Origin of the sequence: Roseomonas sp. CCTCC AB2023176 (assembly GCF_042259275.1) — a bacterium.
Lineage (GTDB): Bacteria > Pseudomonadota > Alphaproteobacteria > Acetobacterales > Acetobacteraceae > Roseomonas.
This window is the reverse complement of the sequence record NZ_CP170086.1, coordinates 895045-918107: the sequence shown is the minus strand read 5'-3', so window position 1 is coordinate 918107 and position 23063 is coordinate 895045. Positions and strand designations below refer to the sequence as shown.

22 protein-coding genes and 1 pseudogene are annotated in these 23063 nt (G+C 72.8%); 10 read left to right on the top strand and 13 right to left on the bottom strand.

Annotated elements, in window-relative coordinates:
* Nucleotides 1-90 precede the first annotated feature (90 nt).
* The 5 genes from ACE7GA_RS04640 to ACE7GA_RS04620 all read right to left on the bottom strand — a co-directional run bounded on the left by ACE7GA_RS04640 (nucleotide 91) and on the right by ACE7GA_RS04620 (nucleotide 3730).
* Nucleotides 91-645 carry a DUF2889 domain-containing protein gene (locus tag ACE7GA_RS04640; protein ID WP_376096308.1) on the bottom strand — a complete coding sequence of 185 codons (555 nt, stop codon included), beginning with the start codon at nucleotides 643-645 and terminating at the stop codon, nucleotides 91-93.
* 115 nt (nucleotides 646-760) lie between these two features.
* On the bottom strand, nucleotides 761-1795 hold the full coding sequence (locus ACE7GA_RS04635; protein ID WP_376096305.1) for a glycosyltransferase: 1035 nt from the start codon (nucleotides 1793-1795) through the stop codon (nucleotides 761-763).
* 332 nt (nucleotides 1796-2127) lie between these two features.
* Nucleotides 2128-2499: a hypothetical protein gene (locus tag ACE7GA_RS04630; protein ID WP_376100097.1), complete on the bottom strand. Its 372-nt coding sequence runs from the start codon at nucleotides 2497-2499 to the stop codon at nucleotides 2128-2130.
* 2 nt (nucleotides 2500-2501) lie between these two features.
* Complete coding sequence (locus ACE7GA_RS04625) at nucleotides 2502-3122, bottom strand: 3-dehydroquinate synthase family protein (RefSeq protein ID WP_376096303.1); 621 nt, start codon at nucleotides 3120-3122, stop codon at nucleotides 2502-2504.
* Nucleotides 3123-3154: 32 nt separating this feature from the next.
* Nucleotides 3155-3730, bottom strand: coding sequence for a shikimate kinase (locus tag ACE7GA_RS04620; RefSeq protein ID WP_376096300.1), 576 nt, complete (start codon nucleotides 3728-3730; stop codon nucleotides 3155-3157).
* 288 nt (nucleotides 3731-4018) lie between these two features.
* On the opposite strand from ACE7GA_RS04620, the gene ACE7GA_RS04615 reads away from it, so the two are divergent.
* Nucleotides 4019-4165: a hypothetical protein gene (locus ACE7GA_RS04615; protein WP_376096297.1), complete on the top strand. Its 147-nt coding sequence runs from the start codon at nucleotides 4019-4021 to the stop codon at nucleotides 4163-4165.
* Between the two features lie 68 nt (nucleotides 4166-4233).
* Nucleotides 4234-5132 (top strand): annotated as a pseudogene (locus tag ACE7GA_RS04610) (tyrosine recombinase).
* Here the strand turns inward: ACE7GA_RS04610 and ACE7GA_RS04605 are convergent.
* The 3 genes from ACE7GA_RS04605 to ACE7GA_RS04595 form a co-directional block, all read right to left on the bottom strand.
* A complete protein-coding gene (locus tag ACE7GA_RS04605; protein ID WP_376096294.1) occupies nucleotides 5060-5698 on the bottom strand; it encodes a hypothetical protein in 639 nt (212 codons plus the stop codon). The pseudogene ACE7GA_RS04610 and the gene ACE7GA_RS04605 overlap by 73 nt on opposite strands.
* Before the next feature lie 136 nt (nucleotides 5699-5834).
* The gene (locus ACE7GA_RS04600) at nucleotides 5835-6434 is read right to left on the bottom strand and encodes a hypothetical protein (protein ID WP_376096291.1); all 600 of its coding nucleotides are present in this window, start codon (nucleotides 6432-6434) and stop codon (nucleotides 5835-5837) included.
* Nucleotides 6431-6811 (bottom strand): hypothetical protein, encoded by a 381-nt coding sequence (locus ACE7GA_RS04595; RefSeq protein ID WP_376096288.1) that lies wholly within the window; start codon nucleotides 6809-6811, stop codon nucleotides 6431-6433. Before ACE7GA_RS04595 ends, ACE7GA_RS04600 begins: the two co-directional genes overlap by 4 nt.
* A gap of 126 nt (nucleotides 6812-6937) precedes the next feature.
* On the opposite strand from ACE7GA_RS04595, the gene ACE7GA_RS04590 reads away from it, so the two are divergent.
* The 4 genes from ACE7GA_RS04590 (at nucleotide 6938) to ACE7GA_RS04575 (ending at nucleotide 12753) form a co-directional block, all read left to right on the top strand.
* The gene (locus tag ACE7GA_RS04590) at nucleotides 6938-7819 is read left to right on the top strand and encodes an NAD(P)-dependent oxidoreductase (protein WP_376096285.1); all 882 of its coding nucleotides are present in this window, start codon (nucleotides 6938-6940) and stop codon (nucleotides 7817-7819) included.
* A complete protein-coding gene (locus tag ACE7GA_RS04585) occupies nucleotides 7812-9353 on the top strand; it encodes an aldehyde dehydrogenase family protein (protein ID WP_376096282.1) in 1542 nt (513 codons plus the stop codon). The genes ACE7GA_RS04590 and ACE7GA_RS04585 overlap by 8 nt, the downstream gene beginning before the upstream one ends.
* Before the next feature lie 195 nt (nucleotides 9354-9548).
* Complete coding sequence (locus ACE7GA_RS04580; protein ID WP_376096279.1) at nucleotides 9549-11555, top strand: beta strand repeat-containing protein; 2007 nt, start codon at nucleotides 9549-9551, stop codon at nucleotides 11553-11555.
* Between the two features lie 241 nt (nucleotides 11556-11796).
* Nucleotides 11797-12753, top strand: a complete 957-nt coding sequence (locus ACE7GA_RS04575) for an acetyl-CoA carboxylase carboxyltransferase subunit alpha (protein ID WP_376096276.1) — start codon at nucleotides 11797-11799, stop codon at nucleotides 12751-12753.
* A 14-nt stretch (nucleotides 12754-12767) separates the two neighbouring features.
* Here ACE7GA_RS04575 and ACE7GA_RS04570 read toward each other — a convergent pair whose 3' ends face one another.
* Nucleotides 12768-13097, bottom strand: a complete 330-nt coding sequence (locus ACE7GA_RS04570; protein ID WP_376096273.1) for a hypothetical protein — start codon at nucleotides 13095-13097, stop codon at nucleotides 12768-12770.
* A 118-nt stretch (nucleotides 13098-13215) separates the two neighbouring features.
* Complete coding sequence (gene secA, locus ACE7GA_RS04565; RefSeq protein WP_376096270.1) at nucleotides 13216-15942, bottom strand: preprotein translocase subunit SecA; 2727 nt, start codon at nucleotides 15940-15942, stop codon at nucleotides 13216-13218.
* Between the two features lie 325 nt (nucleotides 15943-16267).
* On the opposite strand from secA, the gene ACE7GA_RS04560 reads away from it, so the two are divergent.
* The gene (locus ACE7GA_RS04560) at nucleotides 16268-17299 is read left to right on the top strand and encodes a peptidylprolyl isomerase (protein ID WP_376096267.1); all 1032 of its coding nucleotides are present in this window, start codon (nucleotides 16268-16270) and stop codon (nucleotides 17297-17299) included.
* An 859-nt stretch (nucleotides 17300-18158) separates the two neighbouring features.
* Here ACE7GA_RS04560 and ACE7GA_RS04555 read toward each other — a convergent pair.
* Nucleotides 18159-18440 (bottom strand): hypothetical protein, encoded by a 282-nt coding sequence (locus tag ACE7GA_RS04555; RefSeq protein WP_376096264.1) that lies wholly within the window; start codon nucleotides 18438-18440, stop codon nucleotides 18159-18161.
* Between the two features lie 188 nt (nucleotides 18441-18628).
* Here ACE7GA_RS04555 and fabD point away from each other — a divergent pair, with 188 nt between their 5' ends.
* Genes fabD through fabG form a run of 3 tightly spaced genes read left to right on the top strand, consistent with a single transcriptional unit; the run spans nucleotide 18629 to nucleotide 20752 of the window.
* Entirely contained in the window at nucleotides 18629-19588 is a 960-nt protein-coding gene (gene fabD / locus ACE7GA_RS04550) for an ACP S-malonyltransferase (RefSeq protein WP_376096261.1), read from the top strand.
* The gene (locus ACE7GA_RS04545) at nucleotides 19588-20028 is read left to right on the top strand and encodes a GNAT family N-acetyltransferase (RefSeq protein ID WP_376096258.1); all 441 of its coding nucleotides are present in this window, start codon (nucleotides 19588-19590) and stop codon (nucleotides 20026-20028) included. Before fabD ends, ACE7GA_RS04545 begins: the two co-directional genes overlap by 1 nt.
* Entirely contained in the window at nucleotides 20015-20752 is a 738-nt protein-coding gene (gene fabG / locus ACE7GA_RS04540) for a 3-oxoacyl-[acyl-carrier-protein] reductase (protein WP_376096255.1), read from the top strand. The genes ACE7GA_RS04545 and fabG overlap by 14 nt, the downstream gene beginning before the upstream one ends.
* 60 nt (nucleotides 20753-20812) lie before the next feature.
* On the opposite strand, the gene ACE7GA_RS04535 is transcribed toward fabG, so the two are convergent.
* Nucleotides 20813-21364 carry a hypothetical protein gene (locus ACE7GA_RS04535; RefSeq protein ID WP_376096252.1) on the bottom strand — a complete coding sequence of 184 codons (552 nt, stop codon included), beginning with the start codon at nucleotides 21362-21364 and terminating at the stop codon, nucleotides 20813-20815.
* A 139-nt stretch (nucleotides 21365-21503) separates the two neighbouring features.
* Nucleotides 21504-22817, bottom strand: a complete 1314-nt coding sequence (locus ACE7GA_RS04530) for an MFS transporter (RefSeq protein WP_376096249.1) — start codon at nucleotides 22815-22817, stop codon at nucleotides 21504-21506.
* Nucleotides 22818-23063: the final 246 nt, after the last annotated feature.

Sequence of the window (23063 nt, the reverse complement as noted above, 5' to 3'; positions counted from 1 at the left end):
TCTCGTCAGTAACACCTTACACGCGAGTGAAGGGCACCGGCTATCTCAAAAACTGGATTCCGCGGCTGGACCGAGACGTTTCCGTAACACTCACGAGATCGGCTCCCGCGCCCAGCGCTCCGTCACCACCGGGCTGTCCGGCGCGTAGGCCAGGCAGGTCCCGATCATTCGCTCCCGCGACCGCCGCGCCGCCTCGGGATCCTGCAGCTCCTTCTTGCGCCGCACCGGGTAGATCGTCTGGTACGCCACGGTGGCCATCTGCGCCAGCATCTCCCGGATGTGGGTGCAGCCCAGCGAACCGCCGACCCGCTCCTTGATCGTCCGGTTCCATCCCGGCCCGATCCGCGTGCCCGCCAGCGCGGCGAAGTTCGGCGCCGCCGCGGGGCATACGTCGTAGGGCGCGAACTCCGTCACCGCCTCCGCCGCATGGACCAGCAGGTCCTCGTCCACCGTCAGCCGCACCCGCATCCCGTGCAGCGGCGTCCCCGGCTCGATCCGCCCGCGGTCGTGGTTGTCGAAGGCATAGGCCTTCACGTCGGTGATGTGCCCCTCGATGTCGAAGAGCCCGTCCTCCCGCCGGTAGCCGTCCATCACGATGGTCCGGGTGTGCAGTCTCTCGCGCGGCGTGGGCGGGGGGAGCGGCATGGGACAGTCCGTGTTGCGGCGCGGAAGATAGGCAGGCGCTGCCCCCGCCGGAACTGCCGTCGGGCTGGTGCCGCGCGGGTTGCCCCGGGAGGCGCCGCCTCCCCGGGCGACCCGCTCACGCCGCCCCCGCCACGCCCTCCACCGCCCGCAGGAACTCACGGCAGATCGCGTCGGGCTCGATATGCGGCGCCCCGGCCTGCCGGCGCGCCGCCTCGACATGGCGGTCGTAGGCCGCGCCCTCCCACATCTCCCGCAGCGCATCCCGCCACACCGGAACCGGCGAATCCGCCGGCAGGCAGATCCCGCCGCCCCCCACGGCCTCCGGCAGTCCGCCGCGATCGCTCGCGAGGACGGGGATGGCGTTGACATGCGCCTCCGTCGCCATCCGGCCCCAGGTCTCTTCCCAGCGGCTCGGCGCCAGCACCAGCCGGGTCCGGGCATAGAGCCGCCCGCCGGTCCGCTTGGCGCGCGTCACCCGCAGGTTCGGCAGCCGCGCCGCGCGGGCCGCGAGCGCCCGGTCCGACGGCGACCGCGCCGCCTCGTTCGCATAGACCTGGAAGCGCATCCCCGGCAGCGCCTCCGCCAGCCCGAGGACGACGTCCGCGCCCTTGTCCTCCGTCAGGCCGAAACTCGTCACCTCCTCCCGCCGCACCTGCGTCCGGTAGTGGTGCCCGAAGACCAGCGGCCGCACGACGGCGGTGGCCTCCACGCCATAGGCCTCCGCGATGCGCCGCCGGCAGAACAGGGAATTGGCCGCGTAGCCCACACGCCGGGGGCGCGGCACCTCCGGCCATCCGGGGATGAAGCGGAAGAGGTAGAGGACCGGCACGTCCAGCGCCGCCGCCGCCCGGACCACGCCGTAGTCCCCGCACTGCATGACCAGCGCATCGGGCCGCACTGCCGCGACGATCTCCGGAAGTGCTCCGGGCAGGTACCAGGCGCGGTGCGTCGGGTAGCCCGCCGCCCGGTCCGTCGCCCAGCCCCGCCCGCACAGCCGCAGCGCGACGCGGTGCCGCAGCCCGACGAAGCCGTCCGGCAGCAGCCGGCAGGCCACCGCGACCTTGTGCCCCCGCTCCGCGAGCGCGAGGCAGAAGGCATGCGTGCTGGCCTCCGTCCCCCGGCGCTTCTGCGGCAAGTGAAAATCGTTCACGAAAAGGATTCGCATCGCGTGTCCCGAGTCGGCCCTCCACTCGCCCGGGTTGCGGTTTAGGGCGCGCGGGTGGCCGTCGTGATCACGGTTCCCGAACCCAGCGTCACATCTCGTCGAGAAGCGCAGCATCGAGACGCGCGCCGCCGAACGGCGCAGCGCCGAGGAGCATATCGTCCGGAAGCACACGCACGGTCGCGAAGCACACCTCCGACAACCGCGTCGGCCGCCATGGCACCGCCGGGCAGGGAACCGCCGGGGGCGCGGCGCCGTCAGGCAGGGAACCGTGTCGCCGATCGGCGCCGAGAGGGGCGGCCGGTCTGGCCGCGCCCGCGTCAGCCCGCCGCGCCCTCGTCCCGCAGCAGCGCCTCGACCACCCCGGCCTCCACACCGTCGGCCGTGAAGGCCCCTCCGGCGTCGCGCAGCAGGACGAAGCGCAGCATTCCGTCGCGCACCTTCTTGTCCTTCCGCATCCGCCCGATTAGCGCCCCCGCCGAGAACCCCCGCGGCAGGTCCCGCAGCCGCGCCGGCAGCCCGACGGTCGTCAGATGCTCCATCACCCGCCCCGGCCATTCCTGCGAACAATGCCCAAGCCGCGCGGACAGCGATGCCGCGAGGCCCAGCCCGACCGCCACCGCCTCCCCATGCAGCAGCGTCCCGTCGTAGCCGCATTCGGCTTCGAGGGCGTGGGCGAAGGTGTGCCCCAGGTTCAGCAGGCACGCCCGCCCTCCGGCGCTTCCTCCCGCTCATCCGCCGCGACGACGCCGGCCTTCAGGCGGCAGGATTCCAGCACCGCATGCCGCAGCGCCTCCGCATCCCCCGCCATCGCGGCGCGCCCGTTCGCCTCGCACCACTCCCACATCGGTCCCTGCAACAGCCCGTGCTTCGCGACCTCCGCCCACCCGGCGCGCAGCTCGCGCGGCGGCAGCGTCAGCAGGGTGTCCGTGTCCGCCAGCACGATCCGCGGCTGGTGGAAGGCCCCGGCCAGGTTCTTGCCCGCCGACAGGTTCACCCCCGTCTTCCCGCCGACCGAGGAATCGACCTGCGCCAGCAGCGTCGTCGGCACCTGCACGAAGGGCAGCCCGCGCAGTGCCACCGCCGCTGCGAAGCCCGCCAGATCCCCCACGACTCCGCCGCCCAGCGCGATCACGGTGGTCCGTCGGTCCGCCCCGCGGGCGAGCATCTCCTCCAGCACCGCCTCCAGGCGGGCCATGGACTTCGACCCCTCGCCCGGCGGAACCCGGATCTCGCCCCGCAGGTCGAACCCTGACTCCAGCAACCCCTCCCGAAGCGCGGCCCCGTGCAGCGGTGCAACGGACGCGTCGGACACCACCACCGCCCGCCGTGCCGGAAGGTGCGGCGTCACCAGCCCCCGGCCCGCGGCAGCAACCCGGTCCCCACCACCACCTCGTAGGACCGCTCCGACAGCGCCACCGTCAGCCGCGACGGCCGCGCCCAGCCGGCGATCGCCCGTTCCAGCCGCGCCGTCGTCACCTCCGGCGGGTCGTCGCCGCATTCCAGGGCGATGTCGGCCTCCGCGTAGCAATGGGTCCGCGCGGCCATCAGACTCTGCAGCACCTCCTCCGGATCGCGCCCGATGAAGAGCGGCCGGTTGCTCCGCCCCACGATCCGCCGCTTCAGCACGGGGATGGAGGCCCGCAGCCACACCGTCAGCGCCCCGGCCTCCCGCAACGCCGCACGCGTCCGTGGGTCCACGAAGGCCCCGCCGCCCGTCGCCAGCACCACGGGCGGCCCCGCGACGATCCGCCCGATGACCCGCCGTTCCCCGTCGCGGAAATGCGCCTCCCCGTAGCGCGCAAAAATCTCCGCGACCGTCAGCCCCGCCGCGTTCTCGATCTCCGTATCCGCATCCTGGAAGGGCAGCCCCAGCCGCGCCGCGAGACGCCGCCCGATCGCCGACTTCCCTGCCCCGGGCATGCCGACAAGGACGATGCTCGCCCCGCCAGCCGGCCGAAGGGGGCAACCACGGCGTCCCCGCGCCACGCCGCCGCCGCATCGGGCAGGGCGGCGTGAGCCGGTTCGGCCCCCGGCGGGGCAAGGGGTTCGGCGAGGTTGCGTGACACGGCGCCGGACGGTAGCACGCCCCTCCGGCCCCCGACCAACCACCCCGCATCCCACCCCCCGCGTCCCACCACCCCGCGTCCCACCACCCCTCGACCGCCCGATCCCGGCGCCGCCCCCGGAGCGCCCGCCCGAAGGACCCCCATGTTCCGTCGCCCGCTCCTGCTGATCGTGCTGGTGCTGCTCGGGCTGGTCCTGGTCGGTCTGCTGGCGATCGGCGCCTTCCCGCCCTCCGTCACCCCGCAGCCTGTCGAGCGGGTCCTGCCGAACGAGCGCTTCACCCCGCGCTGAGCCCCGTGCATCACCCGGTGCCACGGCCACCCGCCCCGCCCGAGATCCCCCCGGAGGACCGCGCCCGCATCGCGGCGGACCGGCACGTGGAAGCCTTCTTCGAATCGCTCGCGGCGGAGAAGGGCGCGGCCCGCAACACCCTCCTGGCCTACCGCTCCGACCTCGAGGACGCCGCCCATTTCGCGCAGCGCCAGGCGGGGAGGGGCCCTCGGCCATGTCGGCCGAAACCCTCCGCCGCTATCTCGGCCACCTCGCCGCCCTCGGCCTCTCCCCCCGCACCGCCGCCCGCAGACTGTCCTCGCTGCGCGGCTTCCACCGCTTCCTCGCGCGCGAGGGCATCCGCACCGACGACCCCACCGAAGCCCTGGACGGCCCCCGCCGCGACCGCCTCCTCCCCAAGCCGCTGCGCGAGGCAGAGGTCGAGGCCCTGATCGACGCCGCCTTCGCCCTCCCCGGCCGCAAGGGCGCGGTGGCCGGCGCGGCCTGCGAACTCCTCTACTGCTCCGGCCTCCGCGCCTCCGAACTCGTCGCCCTGCCCGCCAGCGCGATGCGGGAGGACGCGCCCCTCGTCGTCGTCCGCGGCAAGGGCGGCAAGGAACGCCTGGTCCCCATCTCCGGGCGCGCCCGCGTCGCCGGCCTGGCCGCCCGCGACGCCCTGCGCGGAAAACCGGGCTCCCGCTGGCTCTTTCCGTCCCACGGCGCCTCCGGCCACCTCACGCGCCAGAGCCTGAACAACCTGATGCGCGAAGCCGCCCTCGCCGCGAACCTGGACCCCTCGCGCGTCACGCCGCACGTCCTCCGCCACTCCTTTGCCTCGCACCTGCTCGCGCGCGGCGCCGACCTGCGCTCGCTGCAACTCCTCCTCGGTCACGCCGACGTCGCGACTACGCAGATCTACACGCAAGTGCTCGAGGAACGCCTCCGCACTCTCGTCGAAACGCACCACCCCCTCGCCGAGCCCGCGTGAGCGCGCCGGGGCTCCTCTTCGCCCATCTCGGCGCCCACAAGACGGGTTCCACCTTCCTCCAGCACGTCTTCGCCGCGGAAGCCGCGCGCCTCGCCAACGCCGGCATCGCCTACGTCCCGCACGCCGCCTTCCGCCGCGGCATCTCCCGCAACCTGGATTCCTGGCGCCGCGACCCGGCCGGCCCCGATGCGGTCCGCACCGCCGCCGCCGCCCTGATCGCCCCCGCCGCGCCCCGCGCCGTCCTCCTCTCCGACGAAACCGCCCTCGGCCACCTCCGCACCGACCTCGGCAACGCCCCCGACCGCCTCTACCAGCACTGCCACGAGACGGTGGCCCTCCTCCGCGCCGCCCTGGGCCCCCGCGGCACAACGATCCTCCTCGTCATCCGCCGCCTCGACGAGTTCGTGGAATCCGCCTTCCTCCAGCGCGTCCGCCTCGGCGACACGGCGGGCTTCCCCGCCTACGCCGCCGGCCTCGACCTCCCCCGCCTCTCCTGGCTCCCGACGATCGAGGAGATCGCCTCCGCCCTCACCGGTCCCGACGACCGTCTCGTCATCTACGACCACGCCTGGCTGCGGGCGGACCCCGACGCCGTCCTCGCCGACCTCTTCGCGCGCCTGGGCGCCCCGCCCCCCTCGCGGATACCGGCCGCGCCCGTGAACCCGTCCTACACCGCGGCCCAGTATCGCGCCGTCGCCGCCCTCAATGACGCCTGGCCGCGCGACCGCGTCCGCCTCCTCCGCGCCGCGGTCCTCGCGGTGGCCGAACGCGCCCGCCTAGGCCCCCGCGCACGCTTCCTCGGCGATGAGGCCCGCGCCGCCCTGGCCCGCCGCCACGCCAGCGACCTCGCCGCCATCGCCGCACGGGGCGGCGTGGTCGAACTGGCCGGCCCACGCCCGAACGGCGATGCTCAGGCCGGACGCCCCCGGCCTCCTGACGCCGCGCCGAGAGCATCAGCGCCGCCACCCATCCCGCCAGGCCGCCGAGCCCCGTCACGGCCAGCGCCGTCGCCGCGTCGCGGACCGGATCGTCCTCGCCCGTCACCCACACACCCACCGGCACGCCGGGCCGGTTCACCAGCCGAGCCTCCCGCGCCGCGGCGGCCACCGCCTCCTCCACCCGCTCGTCCGGCAGCAACGCCACCAGGCGACCGCGGCGTTCCGCCCAGCCCGGCGGCGCCTCCCGCCCCGGTGCCACCGCCCAGGCCGTCACCGGCCGGTCCGGCGTCCAGGAGAACGGCACGACCGGCGCCACCGCGTACTCCGCCGTCACGTCCCGCCCCGCCCGCCCCCGCCGCGTCACGCCCACGGCCCGCCCGCGTGAGGGGATGGGCCAGGCATCGCCGAACCGCCACGCCGACACGAAACCCCCGTCGCCGATGCGACCGGCCCCTCCTGCTCCGCCCCCGCCACCGCGACGTCGAGCAGGAAGGCCACGAACACCGCCGGCGCCAGCAGCCCGACCCCGCCCAGCACCATCGCCAGGACCCCGCGCGCCGACATCGCCGCGACCCACAGCACGGGTACCGCGATCAGGGCGTAGGCCAGCCAGCGCACGACCTGCTCCAGCCCCGCCAGCCGCACGCCATAGGCCAGCGCCGCCGCGCCGAGCATGAGAAGGATCCCGAGGAACAGCGCGGGCACCGTCGAAATCCGTGGCACCGGCGCGTCGTTCCTCATGTCGCGGGAGAGCCGGATTGGTCGGGCGCGCTGCCGACCCTGTCAACCGCGCCCGTCCCGCTTGCCGCGCCCCGCTTGCCGCGCCCTGCCCGCCCGTCGATCCTGCCGCCCATCGGGAGACAGCGGATGGCGATCGGAACCGTCGGGGTGATCGGCCTCGGCAACATGGGCCTCGGCATGGCCGGCACCCTGGCCCGCGCGGGCTTCGACGTGCTGGGCCAGGACCTGTCGGAATCGCGTCGCGACGCCGCCGTGGAGGCCGGCATCCGCTTCACGTCGGAGGCGCGCGACGCGCTGCGCGCCGCCGACATCCTCGTCCTGTCGCTCCCCTTCGCCCGCGACGTCGAGGCGGTCCTGACGCAACGCGACGCCCTGCTGTCCCGCCGCGACCGCCGCGTCGTCGTCCTGGACACCACGACCTCGGACCCCGGCACTTCCCGACGCCTTCACGCCCGCCTCGCCGAAGCCGGCCACGGCTTCGTGGACGCGCCCGTCTCCGGCGGCCCCGCCGGTGCCCGCGCGGGCACGCTCACCGTCATGGCCGGCGGCGACGCCGCGGACCTCGAGGCCGCGAAGCCCGTCCTCGACGCCATCGCCGGCACCGTCCTCCATGTCGGCGCATCGGGGGCTGGCAACGTCGCGAAGCTCGTCAACAACCTCCTCGTCGCCGCGCACCTGATCACGGCGCGCGAGGCGCTGCGCCTCTCCGAAGCCGCCGGCCTGCCCGCCGCCGACGCACTGCGGGTCGTCAACGCCGCCACCGGTCGCTCCGCCGTCACCGAGGCGATGATCCCGCGCTGGATCCTCCCCGCCACCTACGACAGCGGCTTCACCGCCGGCCTGATGCGCAAGGACGTCGCCCTCGCCACTGCGCTGGCGGCGGAGACCGGCCTCGACGCCCCGCTCTCCGCCCTCGTCCACGCCCTCTGGCACGGATCCCGCGACGCGATGCCCGATACGGACGACTTCACCCGCATGGCCGACTACCGGAGCACCCCCGATGCCTGACGGCCTGTTCCCCGACGCATCTCCCCGCGTCCGCACCCTCCTGCGCACCCTCCTCGGCACCGACGTCGTCGGCAGCCTCGTCGCCGGCGAGATCCTCCCCGGCACCGGCGAATCCCTCACCCTCACCAACCCCGCCGACGGCCGCACCATCCTCACCTACGCCGATGCCGGCGCCCCCGTCGTTGACGCCGCCTTCGGGGCCGCAGCCAAGGCCCAGCGCGCCTGGACCGCACTCCCCGCCGCGGCACGCGGACGCGCGATGTGGAACGTCGCCGCGTTCATCCGGGCCCACGCCGCTGACATCGCGGAACTGGAGACGCTGTCGGCCGGAAAACCCATCCGCGACACGACCGCGGAGGTCGCCCGCGTCGCCGAGATGTTCGAATACTACGCGGGCTGGTGCGACAAGCTGCACGGCGAGGTCATCCCCGTCCCCTCCGGCCACCTCGCCTATACGCGCCACGAACCGCTCGGCACCGTCGTGCAGATCACGCCCTGGAACGCGCCGGTCTTCACCGCGGGCTGGCAGGTGGCCCCCGCCATATGCGCCGGCAACGCGACGGTGCTGAAGCCCTCGGAACTCACCCCGCTCACCTCCCTCGTCCTCGGCGCCCTCTGCGACCGCGCGGAGGGCATCCCGCGCGGCCTCGTCTCCGTTCTCGCCGGTGCGGGCCCCACCACCGGCGCCGCGGCCGTCGCCCATCGCGACACCCGCCTCGTCGTCTTCGTCGGCAGCGCGGAGGCCGGCGCCCGCATCGCGTCCGAAGCCGCACGCAACATCGTCCCGAGCATCCTCGAACTCGGCGGAAAGTCCGCGAACATCGTCCTCCCCGACGCCGACCTGGACCGCGCCATCCTCGGCGCCCAGGCCGCCATCTTCGCCGCCGCCGGCCAGTCCTGCGTCGCCGGGTCCCGCCTGCTGGTGCACGAGAGCATCCGCGACGCCCTCGTGGAACGCCTCTCCCGCGCCGCGGCACGAATCCCCGTGGGCGCCCCGACCGACCCCGCGACCCAGATCGGCCCCGTCAACAACCGCCGCCAGCTCGACCGCATCACCCGCATGGTCGGCGACGCCACGGCCGGTGGTGGCACCCAGATCGCCACCGGCGGCGCCGCCCCCGATGCCCTGCGCGACTCCCCCGGGTACTGGTACGCCCCGACGATCCTGGACGGCGTCGCCCCCGATGCCGAGATCGCGCGGGAAGAGGTCTTCGGCCCCGTCCTCGCCGTCCTCCCCTTCGCGTCGGAGGAGGAGGCGGTCGCCCTCGCAAACGCCACGCCCTACGGCCTCGCGGGTTCCATCTGGACCGCCGACCCCGCCCGCGCCCACCGGATGGCCGCCGCGATCCGCGCCGGCACGGTCTGGATCAACGGCACGAAGACCATCCACGTCTCCGCCCCCTTCGGCGGCTTCGGTCGCTCCGGCTTCGGCCGGTCCTCCGGGCGGGAAGCGCTGCTGGCCTACACCGCCGCGAAATCCGTCTGGGTGGAGACCGCCGCCAGCCCCGCCACCCCCTTCGGCCACCCGGGCTGACGGGCATCCCGGCCGGCGGGGACCGCGGCCGCCCGACCGCCGCCCGCAACCGATGGTTGCTGGCGCGAACCGTTCCCCTCCCGCACCTTCCGCCCGTCCTGGCCGCAGCCGCGCCGCCACGCGCCGCGGCGCGTCGCCCGGCGCACCGGCCCCCACGCCGCGCGCGACACGCGCCGACCTGCCCCGGAGCGACCCATGGCGACGATCTACGGAACCCCGGGCGCCGACCAGCGCAACGGCACCGACACCGCCGACACGATCTACGGCGGCGCGACCTCCAGCCCGGCATCCGACGCGGCGAACGACACCCTCTACGGCGGGCTGGGCAACGACCTCCTGCTCGGCTTCGGCGGCGATGACAGCCTCGATGGCGGCAACGACAACGACACCCAGGACGGCGGCGACGGCAACGACACCCTCTACGGCGACAGCGGGAGCAACACCTTCCTCGGCGGCGCCGGAGACGACACGGTGCAGGCCGACAACATTGGCACCATCGCGTCCTTCAACGGCGGCACGGGCGCCGACACGCTCCTGCTCCTCTTCGACACCGAGATCCCCAGCACCGCCATCTTCACCTCGGTCGAACGCATCGACCGGGTCGGGAACGCCGTCATCAAGGGCGACAACAACGGCAACACCCTGGACTTCACGGGCTATGCGACCTTCCAGGACGGCAGCGCGGCCGGCCTCCGCGTCTTCGGCGCCGGCGGCAACGACACGATCACCGGCGCCGCGCTCGGCGACACGCTGGAAGGCGCGGCCGGCGACGACGTCCTGAACGGCGGGGCCGGCGACGACAGCCTCTCCGGCGGCACCGGCACCAACACGCTCTCGGGCGGCGATGGCAACGACACCCTCGTCGGCGACAACGTCGGCAGCATCGGCAGCTTCAACGGCGGCACCGGCACCGACACCCTCTTCCTCGGCTTCGACATCACGCTCGACTCCTCCGCCCGCCTCGTCTCGATCGAGCGCGTGGAGACCAACGGCAACCACCTGATCCAGGGCAACTCCGCGAACAACGTCCTCGACTTCTCGACCTATGCCGGGTCCAACGGCGGCCTGGCCGCCGGCCTCAACCTTTCCGGCAACGCCGGCAACGACACGGTGAGCGGCACCGCCCTCGGCGACACGATCGACGGCGGCACCGGCAACGACACGCTGATCGGCGGCGCCGGCGACGACCGGCTCGACGGCAGCTCCGGCACCGACAGCCTCGTCGGCGGGGCGGGGAACGACACCTACCGCCTGGAATCGGACGCCAACATCGACGTGGTGGTCGAAGCCGCGCGCGAGGGAACCGACACCGTCGAGGCCGGCTTCACCTACACCCTCGGTGCGAACCTCGAGAACCTCACCCTTCTCTTCGAGGGGAACATCAACGGTATCGGCAACGGGTTCGCGAACCAGATCACCGGCAACACCGGCAACAACCTCCTCAACGGCGGCGGCCGCGACGATACCCTCGACGGCGCCGGCGGGAACGACATCCTCGTCGGTGGCACCGGCAGCGACCTCCTCCTCGGCGGGGAGGGGACCGACAAGCTCTATGGCGGCGCCGGAGACACGCTCCGCGGCGGCACCGGCGACGACGCCTACATCGTCACGGAAGCCGGCTGCATCGTGGACGAGACGGGGGGCGACGGGTACGACAGCGTCACGGCCTCCGTCTCCTTCACCCTCGCCGACGGCGTGGAGCGCCTGACCCAGACCGGTACCGCCGGCCTGTCCGGCACGGGCGGCGCCGACGCGAACCGCATCACGGGCAATGCCGGCGCCAACCTCCTCTCCGGCGCGGGCGGCAACGACATGATCCAGGGCGGCGCCGGGGACGACACGATCGTCGGCGGCGCCGGCGCCGACCGCCTCTACGGCGACGCGGGGCTCGACACCTTCCGCTACGCCTCCGCCGCGGAAGGCCGCGACGTCATCACCGGTTTCGCCGCCGTGGACGACGGGATCGAGGTCTCGGCGGCGGGCTTCGGCGGCGGCCTGGCCCAGGGTGCCCTTGCCGCCAACCGCTTCGTCTCGAACGAGACCGGCCTGGCGACGGCCGGCTTCGGCCAGTTCATCTACGAGACCGACGTCGCCAGCCTCTGGTGGGACGCGGACGGGACGGGCAGCGGCGCACGCCTCCTGATCGCCACCCTGACGGGCGCCCCGGCACTCACGGCCGCCGACATCTCGGTCTTCGCCTAGCCGCCTCGCGCTCAGGCACCGTTTGAGACTACGCCCGCGGAGGGCCGGCAAGGGGCTTTGGGGCCGGGCGGGGGCGCGTGCCCCGGTCCCGCTCCCCCACGCGCCGGGGCGGCATCCGCCGGGCCGCCCGCCGGTCTGGCGCCCGGCCCCCCTTCGGCTATCCCGCCCCGCCACTTCCACCCGCCTGCCCCGCGCGTGGCCCCACCCGGGGCCGCGACCCGGCACGCCCCAGCGGACCGAGATGCGCCACTTCCTCGACTTCGAAAAACCCATTGCCGAACTCGAAGGCCAGATCGAGGAACTGCGCCGCACGACGGACGCCGGCGGCATCGATGTCGCCGACGAGGTCGGCCGCCTGCGCGACAAGGCGGAGAAACTCCTCGCCGCGACCTACGCCAAGCTCTCCCCCTGGCAGAAGACGCTCGTCGCCCGGCATCCCGACCGACCGAAATGCCTCGCCTACGTGAACCACCTCATCGAGGACTTCACCCCGCTCGCCGGCGACCGCGCCTACGCCGATGACGCGGCGGTGGTCGGCGGCCTCGGCCGCTTCCGCGGGACGCCCGTGGTCGTGCTCGGCACGGAGAAGGGAACCGACACCGATTCCCGCGTCGCCCGCAACTTCGGCATGGCGCGACCTGAGGGGTACCGGAAGGCCCGCCGCCTGATGGAACTCGCCGGACGCTTCGGCCTGCCGATCCTGTCCTTCGTGGACACCGCCGGCGCCTTCCCCGGAATCGAAGCGGAAGCGCGCGGCCAGGCCGAGGCCATCGCCCGCGCGATCGAGGCAGGCCTGGACGCCCCCGTGCCCTTCGTCGCCACCATCATCGGCGAAGGCGGCTCCGGCGGCGCCATCGCGCTGGCCTCCGCCGACCGCGTCCTGATGCTCGAGCACTCGGTCTACAGCGTGATCTCGCCGGAAGGCTGCGCCAGCATCCTCTGGCGCGACGCCGCCAAGGCGCCGGAGGCCGCCGAGGCCCTGCGGCTGACCGCCGAGGACCTGCGCCGCCTCAACCTCGTGGACAATGTCGTCGCCGAACCGCTCGGCGGCGCGCACCGGGAGCCGGAGGTCACGATTGCCGCCGTCGGCGACCGCATCGAGGCCTCGCTCGCGCCCCTGATGGAACTCGACCCCGGCACGCTGCGCGCGCGCCGGCGCGAGAAGTTCCTGGAGATGGGCCGCGCCGGGGTCGTCTGACGCCGGCCCCCAAGTCACCAGCCCCGGTAGTAGGGCCGCCCGTAGTAGTGGCGCGGGCCGTAGTAGTACCGCGGCGTCGCCGCGCTGGTGATCGCGGCACCCGCGACCGCGCCGGCCAGGCCCGCCGCCACCGCCGTCCCGACCGCCGCGTTCTGCGCGTTCTGCTGCGCCTCGACCTGCGCGGCCGGCGCAAGGGCCTGGGCGTTGTAGCAGGCGTTCCGGTCGCCGTAGGTGCAGGCCTGCACCGCCGCACTGTGCTGCGCCTGCGTCGGGCCGACCTGCGGCGTGCACGCCGCCACCGCCAGCCCCGCCATCGCCACCAGGCCCATGCGCGTCTTGATCATCGTCGGGGTCTCTCCCTGCTGTACCGCCCGTAGCCACCAACATAGCGGCCCCCGGGCGTTGCGCACGAGAAACATGGTCGCGAGCGTCAGCGCGCCTGTCGCGTCGGTCGCGCGGGGATCACCCCCGCCCGTGACAGTGCTTGTACTTCTTCCCCGACCCGCAGGGGCAGGGCGCATTCCGTGCGGTCCGGTGCCAGGTCGTCGGGTCGTTCGGGTCCACCCCGTCCACGCCGCGCGTGGTCAGCTCCTGCGTCGCCGCCATGCCGTAGGACGGCGCCGCGTCGTAGCCCGGGTCCAACCCGTCCGGCGCGGGATGCCGCATGTCCGTGAAGGACACCGGCTCCGGCGAGGGCAGCGGCGCTTCCGGCGCCAGCTCCACCTGCATCAGCCAGCGCGTCGTCTCCTCCCGCATCTCCGCGAGCATGTTGTTGAACAGGTTGAAGGCCTCGGACTTGTACTCGTTCAGCGGGTCGCGCTGGCCGTAGGCGCGCAGGCCGATCCCCTGCCGCAGGTGATCCAGCGACAGCAGGTGGTCCTTCCAGACCTTGTCGAAGACCATCAGCACGATGGACTTCTCCACCTCCCGCATCCGCTCCAAGCCGATATTGGCGCTGCGCGCGGCATAGGACTGGTCGGCCGCGGCCTGGATGCGCTCGCGCACCGCCTCCTCGTCGATCCCCTCCTCGCGGCCCCATTCCGCGATCGGCAGGTCGAGCCCGAGTGTCTCCCGCACCCGGTTGGTCAGCCCCTCCAGGTCCCACTGCTCAGGGTAGGCATTCTCCGGGATACCGCGCGCCACCGCGTCCGCGATCACCTCGCGCCGCATCTCCGCCACGGTCTCCGCGACGTCCGCCGCGGCCATGAGCTGACGCCGCTGGGCGTACACCTCCTTCCGCTGGTCGTTCATCACGTCGTCGTACTTCAGCAGGTTCTTGCGCGTGTCGAAGTTCCGCGCCTCGACCTTCTTCTGCGCGCGCTCCAGGGCCCGGTTGATCCAGGGGTGGATGATCGCCTCCCCCTCCTTCAACCCCAGCTTCTCCAGCAGCCCGCCCATCCGGTCGGACCCGAAGATCCGCATTAGGTCGTCTTCCAGCGACAGGAAGAACCGCGACGCGCCCGGGTCGCCCTGGCGCCCCGACCGGCCGCGCAGCTGGTTGTCGATGCGCCGGCTCTCGTGCCGCTCCGTCCCGATGACGAAGAGGCCGCCGGCCTGCTTCACCTTCTCCGCGTTGCTCTCGACCTCGCGGCGGATTTCGGCCAGCCGCGCCTCGAACTCCGGCCCGTCCGGCTCGCCGGCGAAGGACGCCCGCGCCAGCATCTCCGCATTGCCGCCGAGTTTGATGTCGGTGCCGCGCCCCGCCATGTTCGTCGCGATGGTGATCGCGCCGGGGCGCCCGGCCTGCGCCACGATCGCCGCCTCCTGCTCGTGGTAGCGTGCGTTCAGCACCTGGTGCGGGATGCCCTTGGCCTTCAGCGCCGCCGACAGGTGCTCCGACTTCTCGATAGACGTCGTGCCGACGAGGCAGGGCTGCCCCCGGTCCCGCGCCTCGATGATCAGGTTGGCAACAGCCTCGTACTTCTCCGCCGCGGACCGATACACCTCGTCGTCCGCATCCGCCCGCGCCACCGCCACGTTGGTCGGGATCTCCATGACCTCGAGCTTGTAGATTTCCGCGAACTCGTCCGCCTCGGTCGAGGCCGTGCCCGTCATCCCCGCCAGCTTCGGGAACAGCCGGAAGTAGTTCTGGAAGGTGATGGAGGCCAGCGTCTGGTTCTCCGGCTGCACCTCCACGTGCTCCTTCGCCTCGAGCGCCTGGTGCAGCCCTTCCGAATACCGCCGCCCCTCCATCGCGCGCCCGGTGAACTCGTCGATGATGACGATCTTTCCGCCCCGCACCATGTAGTCCACGTCCCGCGCGAAGAGCGTATGCGCCCGAAGCGACTGGTTCACGTGGTGCACCAGCGTCACGTTCTGGAAGTCGTAGAGGTCGCCTTCCTCCAGCATCCCCGCCGCCGTCATAGCATCCGCCACGACCTGCGTGCCCGCCTCCGTGAGGGAGACGGTCTTCATCTTCTCGTCCTTCTCGAAGTTGGACGGATCCTTCACGACCTCCTTCACCACGATGTCCACGCGGTTGTAGAGGTCGGACAGGTCGTCGGTCGGCCCGGAGATGATCAGCGGCGTCCGCGCCTCGTCGATCAGGATGCTGTCCACCTCGTCCACGATGGCGTAGGCGAAGTCGCGCTGGACCATGTCCTCCAGCCGGTACTTCATGTTGTCGCGCAGGTAGTCGAAGCCGAACTCGTTGTTCGTGCCGTAGGTGATGTCGGCGTGATAGGACTGGCGCCGCTCCGGGTCCGACAGCCCGTACACGATCTTGCCGACGGACAGCCCGAGGAAGTTGTACAGCTTCCCCATCCAGTCCGCGTCGCGGGAGGCCAGGTAGTCGTTCACCGTGACGACGTGCACACCCTTGCCGCTCAACGCGTTCAGGTAGACCGGCAGCGTCGCGACGAGGGTCTTGCCCTCGCCTGTCTTCATCTCCGCGATCTTGCCGTCATGCAGCACCATGCCGCCGATCATCTGCACGTCGAAGTGCCGCATGCCGAGCGACCGTTTCGCCGCCTCGCGGCAGACCGCGAACGCCTCGTTCAGGATGTCGTCGAGCGTCTCGCCCTTCGCCAGACGCTCCTTGAACTCGTCGGTCTTGCCGCGCAGCGCATCATCGGACAGCGCGGCCATCCCCGGCTCCATCGCGTTGATGGCGGGCACGCGGGCCTGGTAGCGCTTGAGGGCACGGTCGTTCGAGGAACCGAAGACCATGCGGGCGAGACGGGCGAACATCGGGTAAGGCTTCTCCGGGGCCGGGCGGGAGGTCTTCCGCGGGCCACCGAAGGGCCGGCGCGGCGGGAGGCGACGGGCCCGGCGAGCAAGGTCGCAGAGATAGGGAAGGGCAGGGGGCCGGTCAACGAAACCACCCCGCCGCCCCCATCCGCGCGCGCGCTCGTGACGACCCGGGAACGGCCCGCATGGAGCGGTCCGCTTGGAACGACCCGATCAACGACCCCGATCAACGACCCCGGCGAACGGCCCGGTCCGCGCCGGCCGCGCTTGTGGCGCGGTGGACGCTCTGCCATGGGGAACGCCCCTTCCTTCCCGGACTCCCCCGATGCGTCGTCTCCTCCTCGCCAGCGCCGCGCTCCTCCTCGCCCTGCCGGCCTACGCCCAGGCGCCTACCACGTCGCCTACCACGACGCCGGCTACGACGCCGGCCACGCCCCCGGCCGCCGCCGCCGGCCCCCGGACCGAGCAGCCCACCCCCCAGGTCGCGCCCGCCACCCCCGGCCCCGACCAGAACCCCGTCGTCGCCCGGGTCGAGGGCCAGGAGATCCGCCTCTCCGACGTCCGTGACGCCGCGGAGGCCCTGCCGGACGAGCTCCGCTCCGCCCCGCCCGCGATGCTCTACCCCCTCATCGTGGACCAGTTGGTCGCCCAGAAGGCCATCGTCATCCGCGCCCGCGCCGAGGGCCTGGAGCGCGACCCCGACGTCCAGCGCCGGATCCGCCGCGCCGAGGACGAGACCCTCCAGCAAGCCCTTCTCCGCCGCGAGGTCGAGCCCGCGCTGACCGACGAGGCCCTGCGCCGCCGCTACGACGCCGCGAACGCCGGCCGGCAGCCGGAGGAGGAGGTCCAGGCCCGCCACATCCTCGTCCAGTCCGAGGCCGATGCCCGCGCCGCCCTCGAGGAAGTGCGCCGCCCCGGCGCCGACTTCGCCGAGGTGGCGCGCCGCCGCTCCTCCGGCCCCGGTTCGCAGCAGGGCGGCGACCTCGGCTTCTTCAAGCGGGGCGACATGATCCCGGAATTCGCGGAGGCCGCCTTCGCGCTCCAGCCCGGCCAGATCTCCCCGTCCCCGGTGCGCACCCCCTTCGGCTGGCACGTGATCAAGGTCGAGGCCCGCCGCGCCGCCCCCGCCCCGACCTTCGAGGAAACCCGCGACACCCTGCGCCAGCAGGCCTTCGAGGAGACGGTGAACGCCGCGGTCCAGCGCATCCGCGACGCCGCGCGCGTCGAGCGCTTCAACCTCGACGGCTCGCCCCTCCGCGCGCCGTCGCTGCTGGACAACGCGTCGCCGCCCCCGGGGGCGCCAGCAACGCCTTCGCCGGCGCCGCAGTCCCCGGCGACAGCCCCCTCCCGGCGCTGAAGCCGCGCCGGACAACCATCCGGCAAACAGGAAGACATTAGCTTTCGCAGGATGGTTGTCTGGGAACATCGGCGGAGGCCCGCCGATGTCCGACACCGTCGCGCTGACTGAAGCCGACCCCCGCGCCGCTATCCGCGACCCGCGCGACCGTTCCCCCGCGAGCCCTGGTCGCGCGGCCTTCGCCGCCTGGCTCACCGACCGCTATCGCGCCTTCGGCAGGTCCCGCCGGCGGACCGGCGGCGGCTGCGCGGGCGTCCACGTCCGCGCCTACGCGCGCACCCGGAAGGGCGTCGTCCAACAGGTCGCCGCCCCCACCCGCGCGGCGCCTCCGGCGACGGCCTGCTCATCCCCGTCGGGCGCCGGTCCCGCAACCGCTACGGCAGCATGTCGGGCGACCTACCACCCCGCCCGATCGCCTCGCTGCGCCGGAGCCGCCCGAACACGGTCCAGCCCCGCCCGGTCCTGCCGCCCGGCCAGGGAGGAGGCCGGGGCGGACCGCGCCCGCTCCGCCCGCCCATGGTCCGCCGCGAAGGTCAGTCGGGAAGGGGAGCGGCGACGGACGTACCGACCCGGGGGCGCAGCCGCCCACCGTTCGAGGGCGAAACCCACCAGGATGATGCGAGACGCCTCATGGACGAACGGTATCCGGTCGGACGGGAGCGCCGCCGCGGGAACACCGGCCAGCGCAGCGAGTCCGGCCAGATCATGGAGGCCGTCCGGGGGTATCGGCCGCGGGGGGAGCGTCGAGGAGGGAGGGCATGAACCAGAAAGCCCCGGCCGACGCCGGGGAGGCGCCCCGCGTCCACGAGCTCGCGCAGGTCGAGATCGCCGCAACCGACGATCTCCATGACGGCGGGGATCATCGCATCATCGGCTTCTTTTCACCCGAGGAGAGAGTGGGCGAGGCCGTCGCCCCACTCCGCAACAAGCCGGCTTCCGCAACTGGTCCGACGGCTTCCGCTGGCATGACTGCTACGCCGATGAGGTTGCCCACCCCCGCAGCGGCGGCAGCGCCACCCTCGACGAATTCGGCGACGCCTTCCCGGAGAAGGGCCATCCCTGGCCGGAGGTCCTGCATACGCTCGACCACGTCGTCCACCTCCGCCGCCGGCACCTCCCGCGCGCCGCCCCCGCGGTGCACCCTCGCGAAGGTCGTCCGTTTCGCGAACGGCCGGCATGCCTGCCGAGGCGTGGAAGTCCTTTGTCGGGAAGGCGGCACGCGCGTTTCGCCGCGCCATGGCCCACCCACCGCCGTTGACACCCCATCCCCCCGCCGCTACCCCGCCCCGCCCCTCGCGGGCCCGTCACCAGGGGGACACCCACCGCATCATGGCCATCGCCTTCGTCTTCCCCGGCCAGGGCAGCCAGGCCGTCGGCATGGGCCGCGACCTCGCCGCCGCCTTCACCGCGGCCCGGGAGGTGTTCCAGGCGGTGGACGAGACCCTCCACCAGAACCTCTCCCGCCTGATGTTCGAAGGCCCGGGCGAGGAACTGACCCTGACGGCCAACGCCCAGCCCGCCCTCATGGCCATGTCGCTGGCCGTCCTGCGGGTGCTGGAGAAGGAAGGCGGCTTCGCGCTGAAGGACCGCGTCGCCCTCGTCGCCGGCCATTCCCTCGGTGAATACTCCGCCCTCGCCGCTGCTGGCGCCTTCGACGTGGCCCAGGCCGCCCGCCTGCTGCGCCTGCGCGGGGACGCCATGCAAAAGGCGACCCCCGCCGGCACCGGCGCCATGGCCGCCCTCCTCGGCGCCGAGATGGACCAGGCCATCGCCATCGCTACGAAATCGGCCGAGGACCCCGCGACCGGCGAGCGCGCCGTCGTGGAAGTCGCGAACGACAATGGCGGCGGGCAGATCGTCCTCTCCGGCCACAAGGCGGCCGTCGAGCGCGCCGTCGAGGTGGCGAAGGCCGAGGGCGTGCGCCGCGCCGTCCTCCTCCCCGTATCCGCCCCCTTCCACTGCTCCCTCATGGCCCCCGCCGCCGACGCGATGGCCGAGGCCCTGGAGAGCGACCCGCCCCGCGCCCCCTTCGTCCCCGTCGTCGCCAACGTCACCGCCGCGAAGGCGACCGACCCCACTGAGATCCGCGATCTCCTCGTCAAGCAGGTCACCGGCACCGTCCGCTGGCGCGAATGCGTCGCCACCATGGCCGCGCTGGGCTGCGACACCTTCGTCGAGGTCGGCGCCGGCAAGGTCCTGACCGGCCTGATGAAGCGCAACGCCCCCGACGCCCGCGCCCTTTCCTGCGCGACCCCGCAGGAGATCGAGGCGGTGCTGAAGGCGCTCTGATGCGGATCATCCTCTCCGAGGACGATGAGACCCCTCTCGGGCCCGTCCTCCACGCGGGCTTGGAGGCCTTCAACGCCCCCTTCGTCGGCCCTCACGGCTGGAAGCCGCTCCGTCTCATGGTCTTCCGGGACGGCGAGGAGGCGCCCGCGGGCGGGCTGCTCGCCCAGCGCTACGCCGCTTGGCTCCACGTCCTCTTGTTTTGGCTCCCGGAGGACCTCCGCCGCGGCGGCGTCGGTCGCGACCTCCTGCGCCGCGCCGAGGAATGGGCGCGCGCCGAGGGCTGCATCGGCTGCTACCTCGACACGCTGAGCTGGCAGGGCCGCCCCTTCTACGAGAAGCAAGGCTACCGCCTCTTCGCGGAACTGCCGGACAGCCCGCCCGGCCACTCTCGTTTCTTCATGCTGAAGCGCTTCGACGGAGACGCCCATGTTCCGGCTTGATGGCAAGGCCGCCCTCGTCACCGGCGCCACGGGCGGCATCGGCGCCGCCATCGCCAGTGCGCTGCACAAGCAGGGCGCGAAGGTCGCCCTCACCGGCCGCCGCGAGTCCGAACTGCAGTCGCTCGCCGCCGACCTCGGCGACCGCACACTCGTCGCCCCCGCCGACCTCTCCGACCCCGAGGCCCCCGCGAGGCTCGTCGAACAGGTCGAGGCCGCCTTCGGCTCCCTCGACATCCTCGTCAACAACGCCGGCCTCACCCGCGACGGCCTCGCGCTGCGCATGGGCGACAAGGACTGGTCCGACGTGATCGAGGTGGACCTGACCGCTCCCTTCCGCCTCGCCCGCGCGGCGCTGCGCGGCATGATGCGCCGCCGTACCGGCCGCATCGTCTCCATCGCCTCCATCGTCGGCGTCACCGGCAACCCGGGCCAGGCGAACTACGCCGCCGCCAAGGCCGGCCTCATCGGCATGAGCAAGGCCCTCGCCCAGGAAGTCGCCCCCCGCGGCGTCACCGTGAACGTCGTCGCCCCCGGCTTCATCAAGACCGCGATGACCGACGCCCTGAACGAGCAGCAGAAGACGACGCTCCTCTCCCGCATCCCCATGGGCAAGATGGGCGGGACGGACGACATCGCCGCCGCCGTCGTCTACCTCGCCTCCGACGAGGCGGCCTGGACGACCGGCGTCACGCTGCACGTGAACGGCGGCATGGCGATGATCTGAGGGAATTCCTGGACCTTGTTCGGCAGCACGGCGGCCACTGCCGACGAGCACGGTGCCAGTTTACTTGCCCGGTGATTCCTCGGGGCAGGCGCGGTCCGGGCGGTCACGCAATCGAGGATAGGGACTCCGTTCCTCGACGACTCGGGTCGCCACGACCTCGATCTCGACGCTCCGGTTTTGCGCGTCCCGTGTCCCGTCGCGCCAGGACACGAGTCGTCGGCGATCCCCGAACGACTCCACGGCGATGAAGGCTTCCGGAATGCCGAGAAGGGCGAGGCGCGCCCGCACGGCATGCCCGCGCGCGAGGCTCAGGGCACATTGATCGCGGGTCCCGGGATCGTCTGCGTTCGCACGGATGAGAACCCTGTAGTCCCCCGGCGGAAGCGGACCACAACCCACCCGCGCTTCGTTCTCGGTCGGTGTTCTCTGATACCTGAAATAACGTACGAATTCGTCCAGCATCTGGCTGCCGCGTTCCGTGATCTCGTCGGAGCGCTCGCCGAAGAACACCCTGAACCCGCGCGAACACGCCTCGGCCCGCCCTGAGGGAAGCGATGCGGCAGCGGCCAGTAGCACGACGCCAAGAGCGGCGGAGAGGAGGAAGCCCTTCATTCTAGCACCTTACCCGATAGTGGCGCCCGTTTAGGACAAGCAGTTCGGCCGGATGATAGCTTCAGCGTGCGATCCGCCTTGCCGCATCAGCAGTCAGAACAGCACGCCTGTTGCCCGCCGATGACGGCTTCAATGCGTTTCAAGACCTGATGCTACGAGCCGGCACGACGACACCTCCCTCGGCACCTGAGGTCGGCGGATCGTCAGGCGTTAGCGGGCTGCGTAGCCTTGTCCGTATCCTCGCGCCGGCTGGGTCGAACCTTCCCCGCCGTACCGCGACCATCAGCCCGCCGACGATCAGCAGGTTCGCGATCCCTGCAAAGGCCGCATTGGCAAAGCCAGGCACGTAGCTCCCGGCCACGTCGAAGAAATACCCCGCCTGGAACCCGCCGAGCCCGTGCCCGAGCCAGGCGAAGGAAAGGATGACACCCATCATGGAGGCCCGCCGCGCCGGCGGTGTCAGCGCCCGCGCCGTCACCAGCAGCCCCGTCATCACGCCGGCATAGCCGAAGCCGTAGATCGGCGCGAAGACGTAGAAGCCCGACAGTCCCTCGATCCGCGTGAAGGCAAAGACCGCCATCGTCTGCCACAGCGATGCCGTCAGGTAGGCCGGCATCGGCCCGATCACGTCCGCCAGTTTCCCGAAGGCCACCCGCCCCGCCACCGCCGCGATCAGCATCGCGAACAGCACGCCCCCCGCATCCGACCCGGAGATGCAGAGCCCCTGGATCAGCGGCACCAGGTGCATCAGCGGCACCGACATGCAGGTGCAGCAGAACAGCACCGCTGCGCTGAGGCACACGACGACCGTCGCCGGCGCCAGCGGCGCCGATGGCCCACCCGCCGCCGCCACGGACACGCCGGGCCGCGGCGCCTCCCGCATCAGCAACGCCAGCGGCACCGTGACGAGGAGCGAGATCATCCCTTCCGCCAGGAAGGCCCCGCGCCACCCCAGCGCCTCGATCAGGAAGGCCGCCCCGAACGGCACCCCACCCTGCCCGACCGCCTGCCCGGCCGAGGCAATCCCGATCGCCAGCCCCGCCCCTGCCGGAAACCAGTTCCCCGCCAGCGCGATCAACGGCGCGAACAGACCCGCCCCGAGCAGCCCGGCCACGAAGAACAGCACGTAGAACTGCCACAGCGCCTCCGCACGCGACGCCAGCGCCACGCAGACGCCCACGGCCACCACGCCGGTAAGGCAGACGTCCCGGATCCGTGCCCGGTCCGCGACCGCGCCCATCACGATCCCACCCAGCGCCAGCCCCACCAGCCCCGCCGTGTTGATCAGCGCGACGGAGCCCCGCGCCCAGCCGAACTCCCGCTCCAGCGGCACGAAGAACACCGACAGCCCGTTCACCAGCTGCCCCATCGCGATCGCGAGCATCGTCGCCGCGCCCGCGACGACGAACCAGCGATAGCCCGACTCCTTCGCGCGAACCGGCGGCACTGACATGGCAAGACTCCTGGCTCGCGCCGGCCGGCCGCAGCGCATCCTGTCGCCGCCGGCCCGCCGCGCGGCCAAAGACCCCGCCCGAGCCCGGGGCACGGTTCCGGCGGACCGTAAGGCCCCGCCATGGCCGTTTCATCGGACGAATGGTCGCGTGCGTCGTGTGCCCCCCGCCGCCACGCGTCCGGTTACCGCCCGCCCCCCGCGCGACGGAGCCGGCGTCGCACATCACCCTTCGACGAAACTCGTTGC

Bases quoted from the DNA above. Each gene is read 5' to 3' on its own strand.
- ACE7GA_RS04640 (WP_376096308.1), bottom strand. From the start codon at position 645: ATGCCGCTCCCCCCGCCCACGCCGCGCGAGAGACTGCACACCCGGACC.
- ACE7GA_RS04620 (WP_376096300.1), bottom strand. From the start codon at position 3,730: ATGCCCGGGGCAGGGAAGTCGGCGATCGGGCGGCGTCTCGCGGCGCGG.
- ACE7GA_RS04615 (WP_376096297.1), top strand. From the start codon at position 4,019: ATGTTCCGTCGCCCGCTCCTGCTGATCGTGCTGGTGCTGCTCGGGCTG.
- ACE7GA_RS04595 (WP_376096288.1), bottom strand. From the start codon at position 6,811: ATGAGGAACGACGCGCCGGTGCCACGGATTTCGACGGTGCCCGCGCTG.
- ACE7GA_RS04590 (WP_376096285.1), top strand. From the start codon at position 6,938: ATGGCGATCGGAACCGTCGGGGTGATCGGCCTCGGCAACATGGGCCTC.
- ACE7GA_RS04585 (WP_376096282.1), top strand. From the start codon at position 7,812: ATGCCTGACGGCCTGTTCCCCGACGCATCTCCCCGCGTCCGCACCCTC.
- ACE7GA_RS04580 (WP_376096279.1), top strand. From the start codon at position 9,549: ATGGCGACGATCTACGGAACCCCGGGCGCCGACCAGCGCAACGGCACC.
- ACE7GA_RS04575 (WP_376096276.1), top strand. From the start codon at position 11,797: ATGCGCCACTTCCTCGACTTCGAAAAACCCATTGCCGAACTCGAAGGC.
- ACE7GA_RS04570 (WP_376096273.1), bottom strand. From the start codon at position 13,097: ATGATCAAGACGCGCATGGGCCTGGTGGCGATGGCGGGGCTGGCGGTG.
- secA (WP_376096270.1), bottom strand. From the start codon at position 15,942: ATGTTCGCCCGTCTCGCCCGCATGGTCTTCGGTTCCTCGAACGACCGT.
- ACE7GA_RS04560 (WP_376096267.1), top strand. From the start codon at position 16,268: ATGCGTCGTCTCCTCCTCGCCAGCGCCGCGCTCCTCCTCGCCCTGCCG.
- fabD (WP_376096261.1), top strand. From the start codon at position 18,629: ATGGCCATCGCCTTCGTCTTCCCCGGCCAGGGCAGCCAGGCCGTCGGC.
- ACE7GA_RS04545 (WP_376096258.1), top strand. From the start codon at position 19,588: ATGCGGATCATCCTCTCCGAGGACGATGAGACCCCTCTCGGGCCCGTC.
- fabG (WP_376096255.1), top strand. From the start codon at position 20,015: ATGTTCCGGCTTGATGGCAAGGCCGCCCTCGTCACCGGCGCCACGGGC.
- ACE7GA_RS04535 (WP_376096252.1), bottom strand. From the start codon at position 21,364: ATGAAGGGCTTCCTCCTCTCCGCCGCTCTTGGCGTCGTGCTACTGGCC.
- ACE7GA_RS04530 (WP_376096249.1), bottom strand. From the start codon at position 22,817: ATGTCAGTGCCGCCGGTTCGCGCGAAGGAGTCGGGCTATCGCTGGTTC.